The following is a 25,977-nucleotide window of genomic DNA, read 5'->3' on the forward strand; positions in this document are numbered from 1 at the left end:
AAAACAGGATCAAGGTCGGTTTCTTTAATTATAGCTGTAAGAATATCTTATACAGTACTTGTGTAGCTTCTGCTCTGGTTGTCGTTCCGGTAGGACTCAAGATGACATTGCTTCGCCCGTTTATGAAACCCATTTTAACCATAGTCGCCATATCATCAACTGCGTACTTTGCTACATTTGCCGCATCTGTAAATCTTTTGAGTTCCTCAGCTGTACGGTTCTGCTCGATTTTGCCTACTGCCCGCAAAGCCCGCGTGGTCAGCACAGCCAAATCTTGTCGAGCAATTTCTGTTTCCGGATCAAAGCTGCCGTTCGAGCCCAGGGCAATCCCGAGTGCTTTGGCGATTCCGATTTCCTCATAATAGAGGTCTGTTCGCTTCATATCACTGAATGTGGTGTTGAACTCTGCTTTGAGATCGAGTGTCCTTACCAACCAAGCTAGATACTCACCTCTTGTGACCTTTTGGCCGGGACTAAAGCTTGTTGCTGATGTCCCGTCGATGAATCCTTCGGAGGCCATTGTTTCAACCGCTGGTGCGTACCACGAATCCTTGATGACATCATTGAAGAATTTCTTCGTATAAACAACTGCATATTGACCTGTGTTTGCGGCTGGAAAAACCATGGCTTGTAGAGCACTGTCGTATTTTCCGTTCAGTAGCTGAACAAATGTACTGTTTACAGCCACGTACGAAACTGTAAGGTATTTGGAATTGGCCAATTCTTCAACATCAGGAGTATAAGGCAGTCTGATTTCAGCCGGTGCATTCAAGGTTGCCATTTCTTCTCCATCTAATTGAACAGCGAATGCAATAACAGGTCTGCTGGCTATCACTGATTTTACATCTGAATGAAGCTTTACTGTATCTAGCCGGTTCAGTGACAGTTCCACATTTTTGGCACCTGATACATACTTCAGCAAATTAGAAGGTACTGCAACGGTTCCAAATTCCGTATTAATCTCAATCTTGATGTTGGCATGCGCTGCGGTTAGTGCAGCTGCCGGAAGCTCAACCGCATAGGAATTGGCTCCCTCTGCTTTCGGTATGTCCACCATGATTGTTTTAATATTCATGTTATTCGCTTTTACATGCTCCAGAGCCTTATTAAGATATTCCTGCCGGATGGGTGCTCCTTTAGCTTTACCGGTTTTGGTATCCGTCTTTGGTGCCACAATCTTAATCCAATTCCCTTCGACTTTGATGTCTTCAGCAGCCAGTGAAGGTGTGGTCACTGACACAGGTGCATTTGTTGACGACGGTGTTTCCGTCGGTGGTTCTGGATTGACAACTGGATCGTTGATAACGACAGTAAGGGATTGGCTCGCATATTGAGTTGCCGTTTCTTTATATCTTACTTCGTAGAGTCCGTTACCAAGAGCTGTAACCTCTGTGCCTGTGATCGCATTCCAGCTGCCAGCGTTCACTCCTACTTGCCGATATTCCATTACAGGACTTACACCAGTGATCTTACCATCCTTGGCCCCGGCTGCACTGACATTTACAGCCTTGACCTCTGCACTGGACGGCGGACTTTGCTCCTGCTTGGTTCCGTCAGGCACAACGATCAGGATAGCAGGACTTGGATTGCTCATATCCGTCCCGGCGTACCGGAGCTCATAGCTGCCGGCCTCGAGGCCTTCAATACTGGATCCACTAACCGGCATGTAACCACCTTGATCCGCTTTTCGGTACTCCATATCGAAAGTCACATTTTCAATTCTGCCATCATTCTCGCCTGCCGCTGTAGGCGGTGTAATGACGAGTCCTTCCGCTGTTGGTGCCTCTCTGTCTGCCTTGGCTTCATTGCGAATGTCCACGGTTACCGGCGGACTTGCCTTTAGGCTGTCTGTGGCTGCATACCGGATCTGATAGCTGCCAGGCTCCAGATCGTTGATACTTGCACCTGTAACAGGCGTGTAGTCCTCTTCGCCCAGCTTCCGGTATTCCATCGTATCATCCAAGCCCTCAATTATGCCTTTTAAGCCGGTATCCGAATTGGCGTGTGAGATCACCCACCCACTCGCATCTGGTGAAGCCTGCTCCTGTGTCTGCCCTTCCGGAATAACGACTTCCTTATCCAGGCTGGCGCTCAGCGAACCGGTCTTCATGTACCGGACATAATATTTACCGGCGGTGAGACCTGTGACCTCAATTCCTGCAATTGCAATATATTCTTCTTCGCCTTCCTTCCTATACTCCATTTCTGTTGTCACACCGATCAGTTTGCCGTCATCTCCATCAGGAATGGACGGTGCCACACCGGCCGGTGTTACTGGAGCCTCACGATCAGGATTGGGTATGGCCTGGTGAACTTCCCATTCCCATAGGCCTACACCGTTATCGCCTGCCCGCGATTGTTTGGTCAGGGTAACCCGCACTGCCTTTACATTCAGCACCGAGTCAAATGTGTAAGGATTGGAGGATTCTGCTGGAATATGTTCAACCACTTTGATTCCCTCCGTAATCGTTCCCGCTGTTATCCATTCATCAGTTGCGCTATCCGCCGGGATGTAGGAATATACAATTTGGGTAGGCGGCTTGATTCCACCGCCATCTGACCACAGCACCAAATTCGAACTCCTGATAGATGTACCCTGCGGCCATTCATATTGCACCCACTCCTCTGCGCCTTCATGACCCCAGGTTCCCCAATGCGAAATGTTGTTGCTATCCTTCCTTCCATCATTCACTGCCGCCAGACTCTCCCAGGGTGAGGTGAAGCTGGAAGAAGCATTCGCGAGGAAAGCCATATTACCGTCATTCGGACTCAGCAGACGCAAATCCGTCAGCAACTTTTCGAGCGCCAGGGCAATCTCCTCGTCTGTGGCATTTATATTCTTGATCACAGCAGCTGCTTTCGTCTTCGCCGCTTCGATTGGTGCAAGACCTGGATCTGCAAGGTTCGAAGCATTTAATGTATTTACATAGTTATAGACCTTGATCAGTTCTGTCTTATCTACCGCTCCGGTATAGCCGTATACCTTCCATTCCAGAATACCACTGCCATTAACGGAAGGCTTCATGTCCATACGAACACCTGTAATATAGGCTGGCTCAAAGGTCGTTGTATTGTATTTATTAAGTTCATTGCCCAATCCCTTTATGTCTCGCGGGGTATACCATTTCCCATCTTCGCCGCGAAGCATAAGCTGCATATCCTTCGGACGAAAGTTTCCGCCGTTGTCTTGAAATACATATACATCGATGGATGAGGCCAGGAATGGCTGATCCCATTCATACGTCACCCATGCTGGATCTCCTTCTCTACCCCAGTTATGCCATGCACTGTTGGGGGCACCTCGGTTCGGAGAGAAATCTGCCGAGCTTTTAGGTTCAATGCCGTTATTCATCGCTTCCGGATAACCGTCGCCACCAGAGAAGCTAGCGGAAGCCTTGGCTGTCAGCGCCGCATTTTGCAGCTCAGTATTCACGACATGTACGGTAGCCCATACCTCCAAAGCACTTCCATTGACCGTTCCTCTGGCTTCAAATTGGCCTACACTAGCATAGCTGCTTGGATCAATAGCATCCCAAGTGATTTCCTGCTCTAGATACCCTTCCTCTGACAAAATATAGATTTGTCTAGGAAGTTCTGGTTCAATATCCTTCTTGGTCACTACGCTTAATGCCCGGTAAACGTCAACGGTATCTTCCCTGATCTCTATCGTTATATCCTTGCTGGCCTTCTTATCTTCGTCTGCCGCACTGAAGGTAAACGTGTAGGTGCCTGCCGTGCTTATACGCGCATAGGCTGCAGCTTTGTCACCATCTACAAAGGAAATGTCTGCTGAACCTTCAGGCTTTTGCTTGACGGCCCAAGTGTACTTCAACTGGGGTTCTTCTGCATCGCTATGCACAGGGTCAGGAATTGCCTCCCCTGACAATACTACAATACTGTTATTGGAAACATCCTGAACCGCAGTCACTTGGCCTATTGCTGGAGGCTGTTTATCCGGCGGTGAAGCCAGCTCGAAGATGATTTGGCTGGAGCCAATCAGTTGTCCATCACTTGCACTAAGCTTAACCGTATACGAACCTGCTTTGGTACCCGTAGCCTGTGTAATGCTTGCTTTCGGATGAGTAAAGGTTAGCTTGCCGCCTTCCGGAGCGCTGACCACTTCCCATTGATAAGATAGAGTCCCTTTCGGCGCGCCATCATCGGTTACAATCCCATTCAGCATAAATGGAATCAACGCCTGTGGATGTTGTGTCGCCAGCTCTACAGTAATTTGCGGAGCTTCATTTTCGCCGCCGGCTGACTTTTCAATGATCAATTCAGCACGCTGCACGCTACCCATCTGAAACATGGCAACGCCTTCATTGTTCTGAACATAGAACTGTCCGGCAGCTGCACCATCCAGCTTCATGGTATAGTAGCCATTCTCCATCCCCACTCCATCAAACAAAATCCGTGAAGTATGCGCTTTCCCTGATGGATTCAGGAGCTGAAGTGTAAAACCCTTACCATTTTTTTGAATTTGCGCGCTTTCTACTTTATCACTTTCCAGCTCCAAATAGATTTTCTCATCGATCAGATTGATTCGTTTGCCGAAACCGTCTTTCGGCGTAATGTTGTAGCTGTCTCCTTGGTCACTCACCAGCGCTCCATAACCAAAGAGCCCGAATATCGGATCTGTAACAATATCGGAACTGATGCTAAGAAGGGAACCATAGAGGCCTTCTTCCGATTCGCCCGAAAAATCATTCCAGCCGTTACTCATGACGCGTGAGCCGCCATCGTATACGTCCTTCGTACCTGTACCTCCTTTATACATCGAATATCTCCAAGAGGTACTGCCAACTGAATTAGCCGAAATCTGTCCCATATTGACGGCATTGAAGTTCGAAATCTTCGCGGCATAATTTCGCTGCTGTGCAATGGCCTTCTGCTCCACCGATCTGCCATCGTTCTCATACCTTAACCAGTCATCCATAATGTATCCTGCTAGAGACGCAGTGTATTGGAAATTCCACCAGCCTTCACCGCCGCGGAAAACGGGCACGGAATAATGGAACCAGGTAGGCTGAATACCGCGCATGGCACGTGTTTTCCAATCGGCCATTTCCATACTTTTCTCAGCTGCACCTGTAAGTGCGTCTGCTGGATAGTACGTGCGCAGTGCCTTCGCTGCTGCATAAGCCCCTTCTTCGCCAGTATTGTCATATTCAAATTCCGACCCGTAAGGATAAGTGGCTCTAGTCATATTCCGTCCCTTGTCGAGGGCGAACTTTTTCTGCAGATTGGCTGACTCGGTCTGCATCCCCTCTTCCTTCAGTGCTTCAATCATATGCGGGATTTGCTGCTCGCCATAGAATCCGATGGCCCCGGTGGAAACACGCTTATAGTAGATGTTATAAGCTTTCTCCAGATAAAACTGAGGCGATTCCCGGTACTCGATCAGATTAGGATAAGCCTTCTGAATCCGGTACATGTTGAAAAATCCTGTAGCTTCCATGATTTCGGAGAACGTACGAGTATAAGGCTTATCTTTGTCGGTGTACGCTCCAGAATCTTTCAGCCAGTTCGCAACGATGTAGCTATCCTGCGTATTCTTCATGTATCGTTCCCACATGAAATCAATCAGGTATGTCTCGATAGAGCGAATTTCATCGGGACTTGGAGCCAGATAGTTCTTCATCGTCATGAAGTTGATGTTATCATGGCTCCAGTCATCCCCCCAATGGCTTGTATTGAGATCGATGCCACTTGTAAGATACCAGTCGAAATAGTTACCATAAGTCGGACTTTCCAGGTTCTTATCCTGTGTTTGCTGGACCATGAATTCGGAATGGGCATCCGAGACTGCATCGAGCTCGGCTAGAACATTGAATTCAAATTGAGTGAATTTATCCACCCATTCGTTGCCGTCCTTCAGCTTATATTCGATACGCACGCTGTTATTGCCGATCGAATCAAACTGAAGCGAATAGATGTGATGCTGTTCACCATTTACGATCTTGGTCTCCACAAACTCAACCGACTCGTTGTAGCCAGGGTTCCCGTCAGACAGTCCACGTCCGGCCCGCGAGTTGTCAACCATTTCCTTTCTGCTCTTCCCAGGCTTGATATCCGGAATATGCGCTTCATCAAAAGGATCATTCTCTGCCACATTTTGAATATCGATGGATTGTACATCAACGATATTGTCGTCATAGTGCAGGTCTAGCTTGACAGGCATATTGATTGCAGTCTGGAAGCCCGGCACCGCTACGGCATCAATCATGCCTGATTTATATAGGATGGACCGCAGATTGGCTTCACGGTCTTCCATCGAGGTCGAACTGTTATTTGGGCTTTGGGTACTTTCCTGCGGCGTGTTGTCTCCTCCACGGACTGCTGAGAATTTGAACTTATACGTCTTGGACTCATCCGGTCCTAGAACGAGGCTGGAAGCATCAGTGAAGTATCCGCGTCCCGTTTTCTGGATTTCTTTGGAGTGAATATAGAGCACGTTCAGCCCTGGATACCAGCCGCCACTGTCTCCTGTCCAGTTCTTAAAGGTATCTGCAGCACGTCGCTCTCCTGCTTCATGCATCCAATAATCCACATACTCGATTCGAGCGCCGCTCTCCGGCACCGGAGTGAAGAGCATGAAGTTCCCCTCACCACTGGTGCGGATGGCATAAGAATACCCACTGTCAGCACCTGCGAAATTATGCACCGTCACACGGTCATCATAGGTATCGGATAAGGTCTGATATTTGTTATTCCAAGGCATCGGCAAGCCGATATCCCCGAATTCGATATACTGATTGCTTTTGTTCTTCACCGTAATTTCCCAAAGCATTGAACCATCATCGGTCTCCATATCAAATACGGATTTCACATCGAAGCCCTTCATTACCCGCTGGTCTGTAGAATTTAGGTTCTGTCCAATAAAGTTGACTTCTACCTTCTTGCCGTCTGCTGATGCGGTCTTGTTCATATAGGGGTTATCCGGATTAATGGTCGAGACTTGTGTAGATCCCCCGGCAGCCAATGTTTTATTGGTATCAACTTCTACAAAGCCGTCCCTGTTATCAGGGAATTGTCCATTGGCACCCGTACGGTAAGAGAAGATCAGTTCCCCCATCCATTGGTGCTGGGTACCATTCTGCGGCGATGTAGTGTTAGGCAGGACGAAATTGATTGGCTTCCCCTGTTTATTGGTAGGATTGTTGTTAATATAGAGCTCTTCAATCTGACCTAAGTCGCCGACTTTGGCCGACAGGCTGGCATTGGAGATACCGGTCTTTACCGCAGCCATCGCGGCCCCAGGCAAAGCGCTAACCTGCAGCGGCAGACTTGAAAATGCCAAGAGCAGCGCAATCATGAGCGGCTTCCACTTTTTCGAAATCATTGTCATTATAACCTCCTGTATATATGTGATCATATCCATTAGGGGTTTAATTCTCTTAAACCGGTAAGTATAGTTTCTTCTACGAAATATCTTTGACCGATCCATCGAAAATGACGTTCATTCTTTCGTCTAAAGTAGAATCTCTAAAGAGTGAAGATAAGGTTCTAAACCTGAATCCGTGGAAGGTTAAAACTGAATTTCGTAAGCGCTTTATTTTTTATGTTACTTGCTGTATCATAAAAAATAAATGCTCGATGCCAACATGGATTTTAAATATTTCAACCTGCTCGGAGGTGCCGGATTGGACTCGCCCATCCTTCATTTCATCACCCCGCCCATTCCCTATTTTATTGATTGCGGACGTGCTTGTTACCAAGCCGGTGAATATCACATTAGCCGCAGTGACATCGGTGTTTTTGATCTAATTGTTGTTACACGCGGTTCGCTCGCCATTAGCGAGAACGGGACTGAATGGATTCTGAACCAAGGAGAAGCACTGATCCTTAAGCCGGATGGACATCATTACGGCAGCGCAGCCTGTAAGGCGGAAACGGAAATGATCTGGATTCATTTTCAAACCTTTGGCAGCTGGAGAGAATCTGCCAACATGGACGAATGCCTCGCCAATCAAGCCGAGTTAATCGAGACACATAAGGTGAGCGCATATCTGAACCACTGTGATGTCTGTTCCATCTTCATTCCCAAACATTTGCACATTGCAATCAAAGATATGGAACTGCTGGAGCATTTCTCTCAGCTTGATCAGGAACCTCAGTCCATGCGCAATTGGAAACGACAGGCGACCTTCCAGCAATTTATGCAGCATCTGGATCTTGGGCTGTCTTCACTGTCTGACGTTGCCGCAATCCGGATTGCCGAGAAAGTTGAACTCTACATCCGCCACAATTACCCGCTACCGATCTCCAATCCGATGTTGCAAAAGGAACTCAACTACCATCCAAACTATCTCGCACGCAGCATGCTGAAAGTGTATGGCATGACACCCATGGAATATCTGCTGCATTACAGAATCGAACAGGCCAAGAAGCTGCTGCTGCAAACCGCCTGGTCCGTTGCTCGCATCGCCGAAGAGATCGGCTTCAATCATGTATCCTACTTCTCTTCCTGTTTCTCGAAAAAAGAGGGCATCTCTCCTTCCAACTTCCGCAGCAAGTTCAACAACTCAGATCAATAAACTGCAGCAGCACTAGTAGACTTCTTTTTATTCACTTTCGCGAACCCAAACGCTCATTTCTCCTTCATCCCGATTGGCCCAAGTGAAGTAAGGAATGAACCGAAGCTCGGCAGGCTGTGTATCCCAGTGAACATCACTTCGATACAGATGTATCCCCCATTCTTCTTCGGATACGATTCTCTGTCCAATGGTTGTAAGTGCCGGAACCTCCAGAGGCATCACTTCCCCGCTACCGATATGAAACTCGGCATCTCGGGGCAGCTGAATGCGATGCAAGTCGCGGCCATTGTCGACTTCTTCGAGACAGTACATAAACGGTCCCCGCTGGATGGCTACTTTTCCGAAAGTGGCTTTGATGTGATCATGCCCTTTCATCCGCAGCAACTCCATTGGGAAGTGAAGCTTGATCTCATCACCGGCTTTCCACGTACGGGTCACCTTAATGTAACCGCATTCAAAAGTGAACTCATCCTGTTCGGTCTTCTCCCCATTAATCCACAGCTCGGGAATCTTGGACCAGTCCGGCTTTCTCAGAGCTATCGTAAACTGCATTCCCTCCGCGGCATCTGGCCGAACGATCAACTTCACATTACCGGTGGAGGTATAGTCAGAGACCATGGTCAGGACTGCTCTCCTACCCTCAAGTGTGAACTCCCCTTCCCCGCCGATGTACAACTGCACATACAACGTAGCCTGTTCTACTGCCGGGGTATATACATATAGATTCAACGAGGCAATTAATCGCGCAATGTTCGGCGGACAGCAGGCACAACCAAACCACCCTTGCCGGCGTGTTCGCACGTGGGCATAATTAGGATTCACACGTTGAATCTTCGGATCGACTTCAAGCGGATTCACATAGAAGAAACGTTGGCCATCCAGAGACATTCCACTAATCACCGTATTGTACAGTGCCCGCTCCATAACATCTGCGTACCGGCTATCCTGCTCCATCTGCAGCATGCGCTTCGCCCAAAAGATCAGGCCAATTGAGGCACAGGTCTCTGCGTAGGCAGTATCTCCCGGCAGATCATAATCGCCTGTAAATGCTTCTTCCTTGGCTGATGAACCAATGCTTCCCGTAATGTACATTCGCTTGCTTACGATGTTGCTCCACAACTGTTCACAGGCTTCTTTCAGCGGCATATCCTCCGTTTTCGCAGCTACGTCTGCCATAGCCGAGCACATGTACACCAGGCGAACCGCATGACCTTCTGCTGTCGATTGCTCCCTAATGGGCAGGTGGGACTGGGAGTACGTATGACGGTGAACCATGTCCAACTCGCCAAAATGTATGGTACGGCCCCTTTGCTCCCATTCTTCTACAAAAAAATGCGGATTCGCTCCCCGCTGATCCAGAAAATAACGGCTCAGTTCCAGATATTTCTCTTCCTTTGTCGTCTCATACAATTTGAAGAGTGCAAGTTCAATCTCCTGATGTCCATCATAACCTGGCAATTGTCCCGGCTCTGTACCAAACACGGTGCCTATATGATCCGCCAGGCGAATAACCACATCCAGCAGCGTGCGCTTGCCCGTGGCGTGATAGTACGCCACACCAGCCTCAATCATATGTCCTGCACAATAGAGTTCATGACACTCGGCGAGATTCGTCCAGCGCGCCCCAGGTTCACGGAGGGTAAAGTACGTGTTCAAATAGCCATCGGCTTGCTGTGCCCGAGCTATGATCTCAATAACAGAATCCACGAGGACCTCCAGTTCCGGGTCGGGCTTCGCGGAGAGCAGATACGAAGCTGCTTCAATCCATTTCGCAACATCGCTATCCTGAAAAACCATGCCATAATGAACGCCCTCTTCATCCCCTGCAGCAATGCGGAAATTCCGAATGGCCCGGCTTGGTTCAGCTCCTTCGATACGGTCATTGAGCGCTTCCCATTGATAAGGAACAACTACGTTGCGGACCAGTTCAATATAATGCGACCAGAATGGATCGTTGATTTTATGGCTATAACCTGAGGTCTGTGGATGGTGCGTGACGTCTGGCTTTGTCATGGGAACCTCTCCTTGTTCTTTTTTGATAACCTTATTTTACAAATCATTACATCAGGCTGAAATCATCATTTCCAACTGAAATTTACATAATTACAACCTTGTCATATGCTAGCCTTCTAACAAATCAGAAACTTACCCCTTACAGGTCGTCTAGCTGTAAGTGACTCAAATCCAGTCCTTTAGATGCACATTTAAACGGCAATCGGACAATGTTCTTGTCCATTCCGGCAATCGTAGAAGTTCTTGTCCTTGGCATGGACTATAACTCGGACCGATAACATAAAAAAAGCCGCCGATCCTATTGATCAGCGACTTTTCTTTTTTGATATGTTTTCCCGGGATAACTGAATCCATCAACCAACCTTGTTGGACACTCGTTCACTTTACAGAACGTGCAAGTGCTGCAACAGAGCCGCGGAAATCAGGCCTACCGTCTGCCGTCCACAAAAGCTCCGTCACAAATGTATGGCGATTCGGATCGTACAGCGGTTCTCCTATAATGTTCTTGTACGTTCTTGCGTGGAACACAAATAGCGTCTTTTCGTCAGTCTCTGACACCGTGAAGGAATTATGACCGGGACCATACATTGAGATACTCTCATCAGTGGAGAAAACCGCTGCTTGCGACTTGCGCCATGAGGCGGCATCGAGCAAATCAGCATCCGCATCGGCTTCAAGTAAGCCCATGCAATAATTGAAATCGGTGGCGCTAGCCGAGTAAGAGAGGAATACCCGATTATCCTTGCGAATAAATGCCGCGCCTTCGTTCACTTTATAACCAATGATTTCCCAGTCATATTCCGGCATTGAAATCATCGTTTGCGGCCCAGTCAGCGTCCATGGATTGCTCATTTTGGATATATACAGATTAGAGTTACCTTCGATATTTGGATCCTTTTGTGCCCATACGTAATAACGGCTGCCATTATGCTCAAAGGTAGTGGCATCAAGGGCGAAGCTTTCCCATTCGGTACGAACCTGCCCTCTTTCCGTCCAACTGCCTTCGAGCGGATTGACATTTTCATTCTCTAGCACGTACATCCGATGATCGAACAAGCCTTCATTCGTTTCCGTCGTGTGTGCGGCAGCGAAATACACGTACCATTTGTCATCAATAAAATGCAGTTCAGGTGCCCAAATATTGGCACTAAGGATACCCGTCTCGCGCTTTCTCCAGATCACTACAGGAGTTGATGTAACAAGCCCTTCAAGGTTCTGGGCTCTACGGATTTCAATCCGGTCATACTCCGGAACGGATGCTACGAAGTAATAATAACCGTCTGAATGTCGGTAAATAAAAGGATCGGCTTTCTGCTCAATCAATGGTTGTACGTCGTGTAACACTCTTTTTTGGACTTCCATCTTATCACCTGTTTCATCATAATATTACTACCCTTTAACTGCACCTGCAGTCATACCGTCTATGAAGTATTTCTGGAAAGCAATGAACAGTATAAAAATTGGAATGATGGAGAAGAAGGAGCCCACGATCAATAGATCATAGTTATTGCCATAAGGAGTTAACAACGTTTTCAAACCAATTGGAAGTGTATATTTACTCTGATCTCCTAACACCATGAATGGCCACAACAGATTATTCCAGCTATTCATACCATTCAGAATGGCCATCGCTGCAAAGGATGGCTTCATAATCGGCATAATTAGTCTAAAATAAATCGCATACTCGTTTGCCCCATCAACCCGCCCGGATTGAATAATCTCTTTGGGTATGCTTCGTAGATATTGCCTGAAGAAAAATATTGTTGCGGCATTGGCTATACCGGGCAGAATGATTGCCGAATAGCTATTCACCATTCCCAAATCATTAATTAGGCTGTACAAAGGAACCAGCAGTATTTCGAAAGGCACCATCATAATGAGCAAAACACAAATAAAGAGGAAGTTCTTACCTTTAAAATCATATGCTGCAAAACCATAAGCAACAAATGCGCTTACAAAAAGCGTTAAAACCACTTGAACGATTGTTAAAATCATACTGTTCCAAAACCACACAAAATAATCATGTTGTCCAGTAAACAGATAGATGAAATTATCAAAACTCATGATTTCAAAATCCAAACTTAGGTTAAGACCATATCTAACTAATGATTCACCGGGTTTAAAGGAAGATAGGGCCACTGCATAGAATGGAATCATAATTAAAACGAATAGTATTATGAATAAACAAATAATTACTATTCTAGAGATGAAATCACTCCTCGTCTGACTTCTGCCCACTTTAATCCTCCTCCTTTTTGAACATTCCACTAAATTTCAACTGCGTTAAATTGATAACCATAGCAATGACTAACAGAATGATACCAACTGCAGCTGCGTAACCCAGCTTATTCTGCTCAATCCCTTGTCTGTACAGGTATCCAACAATGGTTAAGCCAATATTTTTGGGTGAATTGTTACCGTTGAACATCATCAGGCTCTCGGTAAACATGGCTAATCCTGCATAAACACTTATTGTCGTAACATATACTGTGGTCGGCTTCAATAATGGCATTGTGATCGTTCTAAACTTCTGCCAAGCAGATGCCCCGTCAATTGAAGCAGCCTCATAATATTCATTGTCAATGCTTTTCAAACCGGATAGATAGTAAAGCATATTAACACCTGTCCATCTCCAACATGCGAGGATTAACAGTGCTGCCATACTCCAATTTCCGTCTTTCAAAAATTTAATAGGCTCTATACCAAATAGACCCAGGAAACTATTCATTAATGAACCTTCCATTTCACCGAATGTAAGGCGGAAAATGGTACCCGCAACTGCGACAGATGTTAACGCAGGTAGAAAGAACGAAGATTTAAAAAACTCTCTTCCCTTCATTAACTTACTGTTGATCATAACGGCGAATAACATTGGGAAAGGAATTAACAGCACTAAGGTTCCTAACATGTACACAACGCTATTTCTAATAGATGTCAAAAACACTTTATCAGTAAGTAGTTTCGAATAATTTGCTTCACCAATCCATTTAGGATCCTGTCCCAACATCCGATCTTGAAAGCTCATTACGAATGAATTTACAAGTGGAAAAAACCAGAATATCAAAAATATAAGTATAAATGGCAACACAAAAACATAAGGCGCCACTTTTTGAGAGTATACAAATTTCTTTATCATATTCTCAATCTCCCTTGACTAAGGTTAAACCTGCCGACTACTATACCTGCCGACAGGTTTAACCAAATCATTTACTTATTATATTTATTTCAATTCTTGTTCAATTGCTGCTTGTGCTTCATCCAACGCTTCCTTCACGTCTTGACCATCTTCAAAGATGGCGTTCAAAGTAACCGTATTGAAGATATTGCCGATGGTCGGTGAAGCTTTAACGGATTTGATCGCTTGAATTTCGTCTTTGATTTCATTCAAAGTATCAAATGCATTTGTTTTAAAGTATTGGACGTATTCATTATCAGGGTTTTTCGTTACTGCATCGTCTTTCCATACTTCCATGTTGATTGGGTCAAATCCAAGTGTATTCCAGATTTCAGTCGTAGCTTCTTTCGAAAGCTTAGCAAAGGCTACAAATTCTTTGGCCAATTGAACGTCTTTACCACTCTTCGTAACAACTGTCCCAGTACCACCTAAGCCAACCGAACGAGGATTACCTTCTTCAAATACAGGCAATGGAGCAATTGCATACTTACCGTTAAGGTCCTTCATTTCGTTTACAAAGCGGGACATGTACCACTCAGGCATCAATGCACTTGCGTAGTTTCCTTTGTTGTATTCGCCTTTTGCTTCTTCTGTGTCGGGTTGTCCGCCTGGGATCGTATGAATAACATTGTTCTTCTGCAGATCAACTAACATTTCATACGCTTTAATCATTTCAGGCGAGTTCACCTTTGGATTACCATTTTCATCTGTAAAATCAGTGTTTTGCTGAGCTAACAGCAACGATGCTTGCCACGTAGCAGATGTATCAGCAGTACCTAAGTACTTGCCAGTCTTTTCATAAACCTTGATACCTGCTTGTTTGTAATCTTCCCACGTTATGATTTTCTTGTAGTCAACACCTGCTTGTTCGAGAATTTCAGTGTTGTAGAAAGCAAGTGTTGCACCTACGTGATAATCAAAGCCATAAACCTGATCGGCTTTGGAGTAAATCTCGACACGCGAAGGAACAACAACGTCTTTGTATGGTGCAAATACATCATTCAAAGATTCCAGTGGAACGTTGTCACCTTCCAGGAATTTAGGGAATTGACCAAGCTCGATATCCGCGATATCAGGAGCACCTTTTCCGCTTGTAACTGCCAATAAAAGCTTGTTGTGCATATCATCGTAAGGCATAACCGTTACATTCAACTTAATCTGTTTGTCTGGGTTCTCTTGGTTCCATAAGCCCAGCATTTTATCCAAATGCTTGCCGTGCAAATCCACAAATGTCCAAAACGACAATTCTGTTGCGTTCTCACCGGCATTAGCGCCTAATTGCTGTGTTTCCGTATTTGAATCAGAAGGGTTACCACATGCTGTGAAAAAAAGGGACATCATAAGGACTGTAACGATGGAGATTAACATACTGCGTTTTTTCATTTGTTCGTCATCCTCTCTTTTTGTGTTATGCATTTGAAAAGTCGGCTGACTAGTTAGTTCTGTTAATTTAAGCGGTTTCAATCCATCTTAGCACCACCATTCTCAACATCATTCTAACCGTTCAAAGAAAAGACCCCATCGCAACAATTTCTCAGATTTCATATTGTAAGCGCTTTACATGCCGTATTATAATATATATGAAATAGGCTTTATATAACCAATTGATTATAAAATCATAAAGTTTATGGGGAGATGCTACTCTTTGAAAAAGCTGGCGCTCTACAAACAAATTCAAGAAAATATTATACAGAAAATTAAATCAGGGCAGCTTCGGCCCACAGACCGCATTCCTTCTGAGCAAGAACTAATGGACGAATTCAGAGTAAGTAAAATTACCGTCAAGAACGCCCTAACCCTACTCGCTGACGAAGGATTAATTATACGCGTACAAGGCAAAGGCTCATTCGTCTCTTCAAGTCTTGTTGTTTCTAGCATCCATTCTCCACCATCCCAAGGCAGCGCGTCCTCCATACCGCTCATCGGCTTCATCATTCCGACGATGAGAACCCGTGTCATTCAAAAGCTCGTTGACTACACAGAACAATTCCTGCAAGAAGCCGGCCTCAACATGGTACTTAGCATCACGCGAGAGTCCTCCTCTATCGAAACAAACGTCATCCGTACACTAACGGAACTCGGTGTGAAGGGGCTGATCGTTTTTCCGACGGAAGATGAGAAGTACAACGAATCATTACTGCGTCTGTCGCTCGACAGATTTCCGTGTGTGTTCATCGACCGCTATCTGCGCAACATTGAGACGTACACCATTACATCCGACAATTACGGCGGTGCGTATAAGGCCGTATCCCATTTGTTATCCAAGAGTCATCAGCAGATTGCGCTCATCTCACCTGAAAATGCCAATACAGCCGTCGAGGATCGCACGCTTGGTTTCGAGCAGGCATATACAGATCAAGGTATCTCGATTGACAAGAGCTTGTGGTGTCACATCCCTCTCAACATTCTACGCAGCGAGCATGCATTGGACTATGTAAGCGAATTCTTACAGAACCACAGTGAAATTACGGCAGCCTTCTCCTTGACTGAAGAAACAGCACGCCTTACATCGACCGCTATCTGTCGTCTGAACGATCGCTCCAATATCGATTTGCTATCTTTCGATAATCCACATCTTTCTGGCGTAGCTTATGTGCAGCAGGATGAACAGGAAATGGCACGAACAGCAGTCAAGCTGTTACGTGAACAGATGGAAGATATGTATTCTCCTAAGAACGCCATTATTCCCGTGCAACTCATCTTCCCTTGACAAGACAATCGTTGCAAGTTCATATATGGGATTCAGTAGCCAAAGTTATTTTATAGAATCATTCAAAAAAAAGATGAAGCTCAGTCCTCTCGCATACAGAAAGTTATTAAGGGGAACCTCTAACGAGAATAGTTTATAATAATAATCGCTGCCCGTTGTGTCATAAACTGTCTCTGGTCTCTCCCAAGGTAACTATCATTTATAAAATGAAAAAAGCAGCCGATGATTGATCAGCTGCTTTCTTTGTGTTTTTGAGTTATTGTCTCTAGGTTGGTTTAATCAGCGGTTGACCAGGTAAGATTTAAAAACTTGCATTTATAAACCGATCGGTTTATATTGATACAAACGGTATATAAAGTGAGGTGATCCATGAACAAGCCCCATTCATGTTTCTGAGCCAAATAGCTTCTGTATAAACAAAAATATAACAACTAATGGAGGTATTTTCCATGGCTAAAGTAAATGTAGGTGCTGAGAATGAACAACCAATTGAACTGTATTATGAAGATCATGGTGCGGGAAAACCAATTATTCTGATTCATGGCTGGCCTTTGAGTGGGCGATCCTGGGAGAAGCAAGTTCCTGCCTTAATTGAAGCAGGCTACCGTGTTATCACATATGACCGTCGTGGATTCGGTCAGTCTTCTCAACCTTGGGATGGTTATGACTATGATACATTCGCTTCGGATTTGCATAAATTGATTCTACACCTTGATCTGCACGATGCCACATTAGTCGGATTCTCCATGGGCGGCGGCGAAGTTGCACGTTATGTGGGAACCTATGGAACAGAGCGCGTTTCCAAAGCCATATTTGCGGGAGCCGTTCCTCCATATCTCTATATAACCGAAGATAATCCTCAAGGCGGATTGGATGATGCAACAATTGCAGAATTCCAAAACGGGGTAAAGGCGGATCGTTTAGCCTTCCTGGATGGTTTTACAAGTAACTTTTTCGCTGCTGGAGACCGTACAGACCTCGTGAGCGAACCATTCCGCATCTATAATCGGGATATTGCAGCTGCGGCTTCACCTAAAGGCACATTGGATTGTATTGCTGCCTTTGCACTGACCGATTTCCGTCAGGATCTTGAGAAATTTAATATTCCAACACTGGTTATCCATGGCGATTCAGATGCTATCGTGCCTTTGGAGGTGAGTGGACAACGTACTCATGAATCCATTCCTGGCAGTCGACTGGTCGTTGTCGAAGGTGGGCCCCATGGATTTAATGCGACCCATTCTGAACAATTTAATGCAGCATTGATCGAGTTTTTGCAGGACTAAATTAAGTTCGAGAAAAAGTAGAACGTCTCCTCTATAGGAGACGTCCTGCTCTTTCATTATTTCATAGAATACGCATATGAAGAATGAACCCCCTCTTGATCATTGGTAGTACACAAAAAGAGCTGCTATGCATAAGATTGACGGCTACTTGGTACATTATGATTCTGTAACCAATTCGAATTAGATATTGAATTTGGGATGTACACTTGCAATTATAGACCGATCGGTTTATACTAGCGCAAACAGTATAGAAAGCGAGGAAAAATGAATGAATAAACTAACTCCCCCATTTACTCTGGAGACAGCAATCCAAAAAACGCGTATGGCAGAAGACAGCTGGAATAGCCGAGACCCTCAGCGCGTCTCCCTTGTATATACTGAGGATTGTTATTGGAGAAACCGGAGCGAATTTATAACAGGCCGCCAAGAGATTGTCTCTTTATTAACTCGAAAATGGGCTAAAGAGCTGGACTATCGCCTTATTAAGGAACTTTGGTCATATACGGATAATCGTATTGCAGTAAGATTTGCATATGAATGGCGTGATGATAGTGGCAATTGGTTCAGATCGTATGGGAACGAGAATTGGGAATTCGCTGATGACGGCTTAATGCAACGTAGATTTGCTTCGATTAATGACATGCCGATTAAGGAAGAAGATCGCAAATTTCATTGGCCTCTCGGTACGCGCCCTGCTGAACATCCAAGCCTTAGTGAGTTAAACCTATGACGCGCACTGTTTTTGAAAAATCCGATGTCATTCCTCTTGTCACTGAGGTATTTCGTGAATTAGGTTATGAGGGCGCATCCTTGAGTAAAATTACAGCCCGTACGCGTCTATCTAAAGGAAGCTTATATTATTTCTTTCCCGGTGGAAAAGATGAGATGGCTGCTGAAATTCTCGCTCATATTGATCAATGGTTTATCAAGAACATTTTTGAGCCGCTAGAAAAGAATGAAACCAAGGCAGCCATTGATCATATGTGGCAAGAGGTCAATACTTATTTTCAATCCGGTCAGCGTATATGCCTTATTGGTGCATTCGCTTTGGACGAAACAAGAGATCGATTCGCTGCTGTGATTCGGCAATATTTTATTAGATGGATTGAATCATTAAGTGCGGCACTAGTTCGAGCAGGTATCTCTAAAGATACTGCTGACCAAATTTCAGAGGAAACAATTGCTAGTATTCAAGGGGGATTAATTCTGAGTAGAGCACTTCATGATGAATCCTATTTTGAACGTACGTTGGCAAATCTGTCACAACGAGTCTCAACTTATGTTTCTGAAAGCAACTCTGCACACTGACACAAAAGTATTTTTTTGTATAACTGGCGGAATTTCTTCACCCAGAAAACAAGTGATTTTTTCTTAATAATTCATTATCGACTTTATGGGAGGTCAATAACATGAGCAATTTTGTCGCAGATCAATTGGGATTTGTTCGCCGTCAGGCAATTGATTATGTGAGGAATATAAATGACTCCACCTCGGAAATAACTCCAACAGGTTTGAAAAACAATATAAAATGGAATCTAGGCCACATGTATGTTATTCATGAGAAGTTCGCTTTCCAACTTACTGGGCAAGTAACCAAATATCCTGCACATTTTAATAAGTTGTTTGATCCTGGAACGAAACCATCTGACTGGAATATAGAGCCTCCAACGATGGCACAGATAATCGAATTGTTAACCGAACAAATTGGGAGGGTTGAATCAACACTTTTAAGCAAATTGAGAGAAGAAATCAATCCTCATTACAAGTCTTCTACAGGACGTATCTTTACTCATGCAGAACAATTACTGGGGTTTCTGATTTATCATGAAGCGATGCACTTCGCAACAATTAAAAATATCAAGAGCATAATTGACAGTTAGGATTAGTAAAGGCTCTATTAACGTCTAGCCATGAAATATGGATTTATCTTTATTACATTAGTAGTAGTATCCCCTCACTAAAACGAACAAATCGACCTTAAATTCTACTAAAGTTGGAACAAGGTCGGTTTCTTTTAATCGGTAATCGAGGAAGTTGCAGCAAAAGGTATGGGTAACGTCAAACCTCCTCTTGCTGCAGATTCTTTTGTATTTCTACTCGCTCTTTAAAGCGAGTTTACAATAACTTTAAGCTTTGCGAAGCATTTGCCTCCCGCTTAGCTGTGATAACATATCCTTCGTCATGGCTTTCAAGTCGTAGCGGGTATGAAATCCCCATTCTGTTTTTGCTGCCGTCGCATCAATGGAATGTGGCCAGCTATCGGCTATCGCCTGTCTCTTCGGATCAACGTCATAATCGAGGATAAAACCGGGGAATTCCTCCCGAATCGCTGCAGCGATCGCCTCCGGATCTACGCTCATTGCAGTGACATTAAATGAGTTTCGGTGCATCAGCCGGGATGAATCCGCTTCCATTAAATCGATAATAGCGTTCAGGGCATCCGGCATATACATCATGTCCATGTCTGTGCCCTTGGCGATATAAGATCTATACCGGCCAGCCGTCACGGCTGCGTAATAAATTTCCACGGCATAATCCGTCGTTCCTCCGCCAGGAGGCGTCATATAAGATATCAATCCTGGGAATCGCAGCCCCCTGGTATCCAGGCCGTACTTGTAAAAATAATAATCACAAAGCAGTTCGCCGGACACTTTGTTCACGCCGTACATCGTATTGGGCCGCTGGATCGTATCCTGCGGGGTATTGTATTTCGGAGTCGTAGGGCCAAAAGATCCAATGGAGCTTGGCGTGAACAATTGGCAGCCGAGCGCTCTGGATACTTCAAGTGCATTCATCAACCCGCCCATATTCAAATTCCAGGCAAGAAGGGGGTTCTCCTCTGCGGTAGCCGACAGCAGCGCAGCCAAATGCATGATGGTATCCACTTCGTACCGCTTGGCAATTTCGAACATCGCCTTATCATTCGTCACGTCCAGCAGCTCGAATGGTCCGCATCGGGTAATTTCGTGGGCTGATGACCTAAGATCCGTAGCAACGACGTAATCCGCACCATAAATCTCACGTAATTTAACAACTAACTCAGAACCGATTTGGCCCAGTGCCCCGGTCACCAAAATCTTGTTCATAAGACATTCCTCCCGAAATAGACTCCCGCGAATGCACTATATTAGCTTCATTTCCTTGCCAACTTTCTCATAAACAGAGATCACCTGGCCCAGCATCTCCTTGGTATGGGCAGCTGTCGGCATGTTGCGTATTCTTCCAGTTCCTTTCGGGACCGTAGGAAACAGGATTGCCTTGGCGTAAACGCCTTCTTCATAGAGCCGTTTGCTGAACTGTTGGGTGGTCACTTCATCGCCAATGATACAAGGTGTGATCGGCGTTTCGCTTTGGCCTACATCATATCCAAGCCGGCTCAAGCCATTTTTCAAATGATTGCCGTTCTCCCAAAGCTTCTCGATCAGTTCTTTGTCATTCATCAAAATGTCGATAGAAGCGCTACAGGAAGCGATTGCCGCCGGAGGTAGCGATGTCGAGAACAGAAACGGACGGCTTCTCAGCTTCAACCATTCGATCAGTTGTTGTTTACCCGCCACATAACCGCCGACAACCCCGATCGCCTTGGAAAGAGTACCGATTTGAAAGTCAATGCGGTCAGACAATTCAAAATGTTTCACGGTTCCCGCACCTGCTCCGAGAACGCCCGAACCGTGGGCATCATCCACATAAGTAATCAGATCGAATTCTTCTGCTATTTTCACGATTTCGGGCAGCTTTGCGATATCACCATCCATGGAGAAAACCCCGTCGGTGATGACCATAATTTTACGGTACTGACCGGATTCCTTGGCCTCTTTTGCCTGCTGTCTTAAATCATTCATATCCGAATGCTTAAAGCGAATCACCTTGGCTCTCGACAGGCGGCAGCCATCAATAATGGAAGCGTGGTTCAGCTCATCCGATAAAATCGCGTCATGTTGGTCCATTACCGCGGATATAGCAGCCATATTACAGTTAAATCCCGATTGATACACGATAACGGCTTCCGTTTTTTTGAAACGGGCCAGTTTTTCTTCAAGCTCAATATGAAGGTCCATCGTACCATTAATTGTTCTCACAGCCCCTGCTCCTGCCCCGTATGTCTGGGCCGCCTTAACTGAAGCATCAATCAGACGGTAATCTGTTGCCAAGCCCAAATAGTTATTAGAAGATAAATTGATTAGGGACTTTCCGTCAATACGAATAACAGGACCATTTGCACCCTGTAGTGTATCGATGACGTTATATAGACCTTTATTGTTTAGATCTTCGATGTTCGAACTCAAAAATTCGTCCAATGTGTGACTTGACATTCGATTCCCTCCTTGATATACGTTTGTCCTTGTGCAGGAGACATGTAGTTATGCGAAAAAACCTTGTTATAAAGGGAGTTGGGTTAATTTCAATGTAGCATCATTTTTATTATTTGTACACATGTGGAGGACAAAAAGTGAAATAATACGCAAATAAATATAGTGATTATTCCTTCATCCCTAGATCCGAAATCAACTTCTTGAGTGGAGTTGCAATACTGTAGACGCCTCCCTTTTTCAACAAAAAGAAAACGAACTATCTAATGATAGTCCGCTGAAATTAGTTACAGTTGAAGCCATCTAGCCACATCTTCAGATATAAGACCATTCTGACGATGTGTGACAGGCATCTCACTGATTTGTAGCAAAAAGTAACTATCGTGTGTACGTAGACACTCAAGAAGGTACTTATCTAACAAATCAATATCATCCGCTGTTTTAATTAAATACACTCTGTCATGAAGATGTTTGACCTCAAAAAGATGTTCAAGATGAAAGTTAATACACTCCTCAGTCCATCCTTCATTTTTAGGCTTATAAGAAAACAAATAAAGTTTAGATATAATAGTCGCCCCCTTTTACTTTATTACCCGGCTTCTTTTGAAGCAATCCCCTGACGTGGATTAAATAACACCTTTAACAATGGTGGCGCTATTAAAGTTGTAAGTATGACCATTATAATAACTGAAGTGAAGTATTCAGGTAAAAGAAGTCCGGCTTGTAAACCAGTTGATGCAATAATTAATGCAACCTCTCCTCGTGATACCATCCCAGCTCCTATAGCAAAAGAAGAAACATTGCTGAATCCTGTAATCTTTGCTCCCAATGCACCGCCGAGTAATTTAGTCAAAACAGCAGCAACGGTTAGAACGATAAGGAATCCGATCTGTTGACCTACACCTTCAAATGAAACATTGAGACCAATGCTTACAAAAAATACGGGCACAAAAATTGAATATGCAATTGGCTCGATCTTCTTTTCAACAACATTCTTAAAATTTGTTTGTGAGATTGCAATACCGGCAGCAAATGAACCGATTATACCGGCCATACCCATCAGATCAGCAAAGTATGCAAATCCAAAGCAAATGAAGAGTGCGATTGATATTATGGGCTCTGTTACTTTAAGAGTTGATAGCCATTTCATAACACGAGGAACTATAAATGCACCTGCAACAAATACACCTATGAAGAACAGCACTTTCTTTCCTACTAGAAGTCCCAAGGATACATCCTGACCTGTACCCAAGAAACTCATCATAAATGCTAAAAGGATAACAACTAAAATATCGTCTACTACAGCAGCTCCAAGAATGGTTGTGCCCTCCCTGGAACTTAAGCGATCTATATCCTTTAGCACCTGTACTGATATACTTACAGATGTTGCACTGAATAAAACTCCCATAAAAAGTGCATAGTTCGTAGATAGTCCAAATAAATCTGCTACTCCAAATCCACCTACAAAAGGAAGTATAATCCCACCAAAAGCAACAGCAACTGCTGATCTCCAATTTTTCTTTAACTGATTTAGGTCAGTTTCTAATCCAGCAATAAACATAAGTAATAACACACCTACTTCAGAGACATAATGAATGAATTCATTATTATCAATCCACCCCAGAATTGCAGGTCCCAAAATAATACCGACAACCAATTTCCCAAGAACAGAGGGTTGCCCCAATTTCACGGATACATGTCCTGCTATTTTTGTACTAACAATGATTAAAGCCAAATACCATATAAACTCCATTCTACCTACTCCTCAACAACAATATCACAAACAATGCGAACGCGTTCCCCAACATAATAATAGACCTAAAACTGTAGGTCAATATAGCTTTTTAAGCAACAAAACAGGGTCGTTACCCTTATGAAAACCATCATTAATCCCCATATACGTATTTTTGATAAAAACTCTAAAAACGAGCATCAGTGACGTTTTTTAATATGTACAAAAAAACATAATAACCAGAAACGGAAACTCAACGCATAATTTCGGTAACAGTATGACTCCAAGGCAACATTACTTGCTCGGTGAAGCACTAAGCGAATTGTGCTTTTATCTCGCCACATCATTTCTGTCATAATAATCATTGGGTAACACTCTAATCGGTAAAAATGCTCTTGTCCCGCGACAGCAACAGGATGATTAAATGCGTCCACAAATAAAAAGAGCCCCGAGCAATCACCCGGGACACTCTTATTTATGAGTTGATTTCCAATTATTTCGAAGACCACAGTTCCATACGCTGAGCATATTTCTCGTTAATGATATCTTCCACTTTCTCATCGCCAGCCTTCTTCATATCCTCCAGCATCTTGTCAAATACAGAGTTGGCTTCAGCTTCACTTGGAGCAATTATTGCTCTCGTAATGCTCTGATCCATAATATCCTTCACCTTCTGGGCGGTCAGTGCTTGAGGTGTTCCCCCATCTGGATTCAGGTTATCATACTGCGCTGTATCCCATACGGAATCACCAAGACTTTTAATGGCCAGTTCATCTACTTCACTACGTTGGAATTTAACGGCCATGTCATACGGCTGTCCATTTGGATCCAGACCATTTTTGACAAACCATAACCATTTACGAACGCCACTTTTCTTCACCGTATCATCCCAATTATCCTTGAAACTCTGCAAGAATGCAGGGTCCGGTTGTCGCTTGCCATCCACCATGGTATATTGCTCGCCTTCCTTACCCCACAACAGCAAATGCTGTCCTTCATCACTAGCCAGATAATTAAACAATTTCATCGTTTCTTCCGGGTGTTTGTTGTTTTTGGTAATGGCGATTGCATCCCATCCAAGCGAACTTCTTGGGCCAAACGTCGTTTGAGCCGGATCTACACCTGGAGCAACAACTTTGTAAGCAAAGAGTTGATTCTTTTCCCCGCCATCCTTCTTCAAGGCCGCATTGCCGTTCCCCGGATCCCAATATGCACCTGGGGTAGCAAATACCGCACCAGTCGTCAGCTTTTGAATCCAGGTCTGTGTTTTGCTAATCGCAAATTCCTTTTCGATCAGACCTTCTCTATATAAGCGATTCATGTATAACAGCATCTCGCGATATTTGGGGTCCTTGACATCATATTGCAGACGTCCGTTGTTGTCATAATACGTCTTTAAGCCCCACATGCCTTTGAATGTGCCCAGATTCGCACCCATGTTCTCCCCGTTCATCGTCATCGGAATGGACTCTTTGCCATCAATCGTATTGTATTTCTCTTTAAAATTTTTCAGGAGCGCTTCGAATTCATCTGTTGTGAGGGGCTGTGAACCATCTGCTTTGTCCAGAAGAAACTCTTCCAACAGGCTCTGTCTCATCAGCATACCGAAAACCGGATCACTGTCGAGTCCATACCAGTTCGCCAGATAGTAGTTCTTGCCGTCTGTATTACGTGTTTTGGTCAAGGTATCTCCGTACATTGCTTTCAGATCAGAACCATATTTCTCAATTAACTCATCCAGTGGAATGAATGCCCCACTTGAAATGTACTTATCAAGGGAAGCATCTCCCCGGCTCATGACCACCACATCGGGATAGTCACCACTCGCCAGCATTAGGCTCAGTTTTTCTGTTGGATTACCCGTTGGTTGCTGGATGGAAATCTCTATGCCCGTCTTTTTGGTGATTTCCTGGGCAACAGCATCGGTAAAAGGTTCTCCCTTGGTATTGCCATCAAACCAAGTCAGTGTAATCGGCCCTTGTTCTCCGTCTTTACCTGCTGTATTGTTCTCCCCATCATTGGAGGAGCAACCGGCCAGTAAACCAACCGCTAATGCAGCTGTAATCCCCATGATCATCCATTTTTTAGTCTTTGTCATTGACACCCTAATTCCTCCCAATGAATAAATTCCTGTCGTGCTAGATTGAGCATTTCCAAAACGATCTTTGCCCACCCCCTTTCAGGGAGAGGCCACCGGACAAGCCTTCCCTGTAA

The 25,977-nt window shown here is 44.6% G+C and carries 16 protein-coding genes; 6 read left to right on the top strand and 10 right to left on the bottom strand.

The genetic code is table 11. The features are described 5' to 3' along the window. Positions 1-28: 28 nt before the first annotated feature. Positions 29-7,348, bottom strand: coding sequence for a DUF5695 domain-containing protein (locus MHH93_RS01985; protein ID WP_500052540.1), 7,320 nt, complete (start codon positions 7,346-7,348; stop codon positions 29-31). Positions 7,349-7,643: 295 nt separating this feature from the next. Between MHH93_RS01985 and MHH93_RS01990 the strand changes: the two genes are divergently transcribed. Next, a complete protein-coding gene (locus MHH93_RS01990) occupies positions 7,644-8,537 on the top strand; it encodes a helix-turn-helix transcriptional regulator (RefSeq protein WP_500052541.1) in 894 nt (297 codons plus the stop codon). A 27-nt stretch (positions 8,538-8,564) separates the two neighbouring features. Here MHH93_RS01990 and MHH93_RS01995 read toward each other — a convergent pair whose 3' ends face one another. The 5 genes from MHH93_RS01995 to MHH93_RS02015 form a co-directional block, all read right to left on the bottom strand. Next, positions 8,565-10,550, bottom strand: a complete 1,986-nt coding sequence (locus MHH93_RS01995) for a glycoside hydrolase family 127 protein (RefSeq protein ID WP_500052543.1) — start codon at positions 10,548-10,550, stop codon at positions 8,565-8,567. Positions 10,551-10,928: 378 nt separating this feature from the next. Continuing rightward, the gene (locus MHH93_RS02000) at positions 10,929-11,912 is read right to left on the bottom strand and encodes a family 43 glycosylhydrolase (protein WP_500052544.1); all 984 of its coding nucleotides are present in this window, start codon (positions 11,910-11,912) and stop codon (positions 10,929-10,931) included. A 27-nt stretch (positions 11,913-11,939) separates the two neighbouring features. Then, on the bottom strand, positions 11,940-12,788 hold the full coding sequence (locus MHH93_RS02005; protein WP_500052545.1) for a carbohydrate ABC transporter permease: 849 nt from the start codon (positions 12,786-12,788) through the stop codon (positions 11,940-11,942). Position 12,789: 1 nt separating this feature from the next. Further along, positions 12,790-13,686: a carbohydrate ABC transporter permease gene (locus MHH93_RS02010; protein ID WP_307535908.1), complete on the bottom strand. Its 897-nt coding sequence runs from the start codon at positions 13,684-13,686 to the stop codon at positions 12,790-12,792. 84 nt (positions 13,687-13,770) lie between these two features. Next, positions 13,771-15,108, bottom strand: coding sequence for an ABC transporter substrate-binding protein (locus MHH93_RS02015; RefSeq protein WP_500052547.1), 1,338 nt, complete (start codon positions 15,106-15,108; stop codon positions 13,771-13,773). A gap of 262 nt (positions 15,109-15,370) precedes the next feature. On the opposite strand from MHH93_RS02015, the gene MHH93_RS02020 reads away from it, so the two are divergent. The 5 genes from MHH93_RS02020 (at position 15,371) to MHH93_RS02040 (ending at position 19,601) form a co-directional block, all read left to right on the top strand. Then, complete coding sequence (locus MHH93_RS02020) at positions 15,371-16,435, top strand: GntR family transcriptional regulator (protein WP_500052548.1); 1,065 nt, start codon at positions 15,371-15,373, stop codon at positions 16,433-16,435. 449 nt (positions 16,436-16,884) lie between these two features. After that, complete coding sequence (locus MHH93_RS02025) at positions 16,885-17,721, top strand: alpha/beta fold hydrolase (protein ID WP_500052550.1); 837 nt, start codon at positions 16,885-16,887, stop codon at positions 17,719-17,721. Between the two features lie 268 nt (positions 17,722-17,989). Further along, entirely contained in the window at positions 17,990-18,451 is a 462-nt protein-coding gene (locus tag MHH93_RS02030; RefSeq protein ID WP_500052551.1) for a nuclear transport factor 2 family protein, read from the top strand. Next, positions 18,448-19,029, top strand: coding sequence for a TetR/AcrR family transcriptional regulator (locus MHH93_RS02035; RefSeq protein WP_500052552.1), 582 nt, complete (start codon positions 18,448-18,450; stop codon positions 19,027-19,029). The genes MHH93_RS02030 and MHH93_RS02035 overlap by 4 nt, the downstream gene beginning before the upstream one ends. A 101-nt stretch (positions 19,030-19,130) precedes the next feature. Next, positions 19,131-19,601, top strand: a complete 471-nt coding sequence (locus tag MHH93_RS02040) for a DinB family protein (protein ID WP_500052553.1) — start codon at positions 19,131-19,133, stop codon at positions 19,599-19,601. A gap of 246 nt (positions 19,602-19,847) precedes the next feature. Here MHH93_RS02040 and MHH93_RS02045 read toward each other — a convergent pair whose 3' ends face one another. The 4 genes from MHH93_RS02045 to MHH93_RS02060 all read right to left on the bottom strand — a co-directional run bounded on the left by MHH93_RS02045 (position 19,848) and on the right by MHH93_RS02060 (position 25,861). After that, positions 19,848-20,807 carry an NAD-dependent epimerase/dehydratase family protein gene (locus MHH93_RS02045; RefSeq protein ID WP_500052555.1) on the bottom strand — a complete coding sequence of 320 codons (960 nt, stop codon included), beginning with the start codon at positions 20,805-20,807 and terminating at the stop codon, positions 19,848-19,850. A 36-nt stretch (positions 20,808-20,843) separates the two neighbouring features. After that, positions 20,844-22,034, bottom strand: a complete 1,191-nt coding sequence (locus tag MHH93_RS02050) for a glycine C-acetyltransferase (RefSeq protein WP_500052557.1) — start codon at positions 22,032-22,034, stop codon at positions 20,844-20,846. 586 nt (positions 22,035-22,620) lie between these two features. Further along, the gene (locus MHH93_RS02055) at positions 22,621-23,784 is read right to left on the bottom strand and encodes a cation:proton antiporter (RefSeq protein ID WP_500052559.1); all 1,164 of its coding nucleotides are present in this window, start codon (positions 23,782-23,784) and stop codon (positions 22,621-22,623) included. Between the two features lie 472 nt (positions 23,785-24,256). Beyond that, positions 24,257-25,861, bottom strand: a complete 1,605-nt coding sequence (locus MHH93_RS02060) for an extracellular solute-binding protein (protein ID WP_500052561.1) — start codon at positions 25,859-25,861, stop codon at positions 24,257-24,259. Positions 25,862-25,977 lie beyond the last annotated feature (116 nt).

It is taken from the genome of Priestia sp. FSL H7-0729 (assembly GCF_038005685.1).
In the GTDB taxonomy this organism is placed as follows: domain Bacteria; phylum Bacillota; class Bacilli; order Paenibacillales; family Paenibacillaceae; genus Paenibacillus.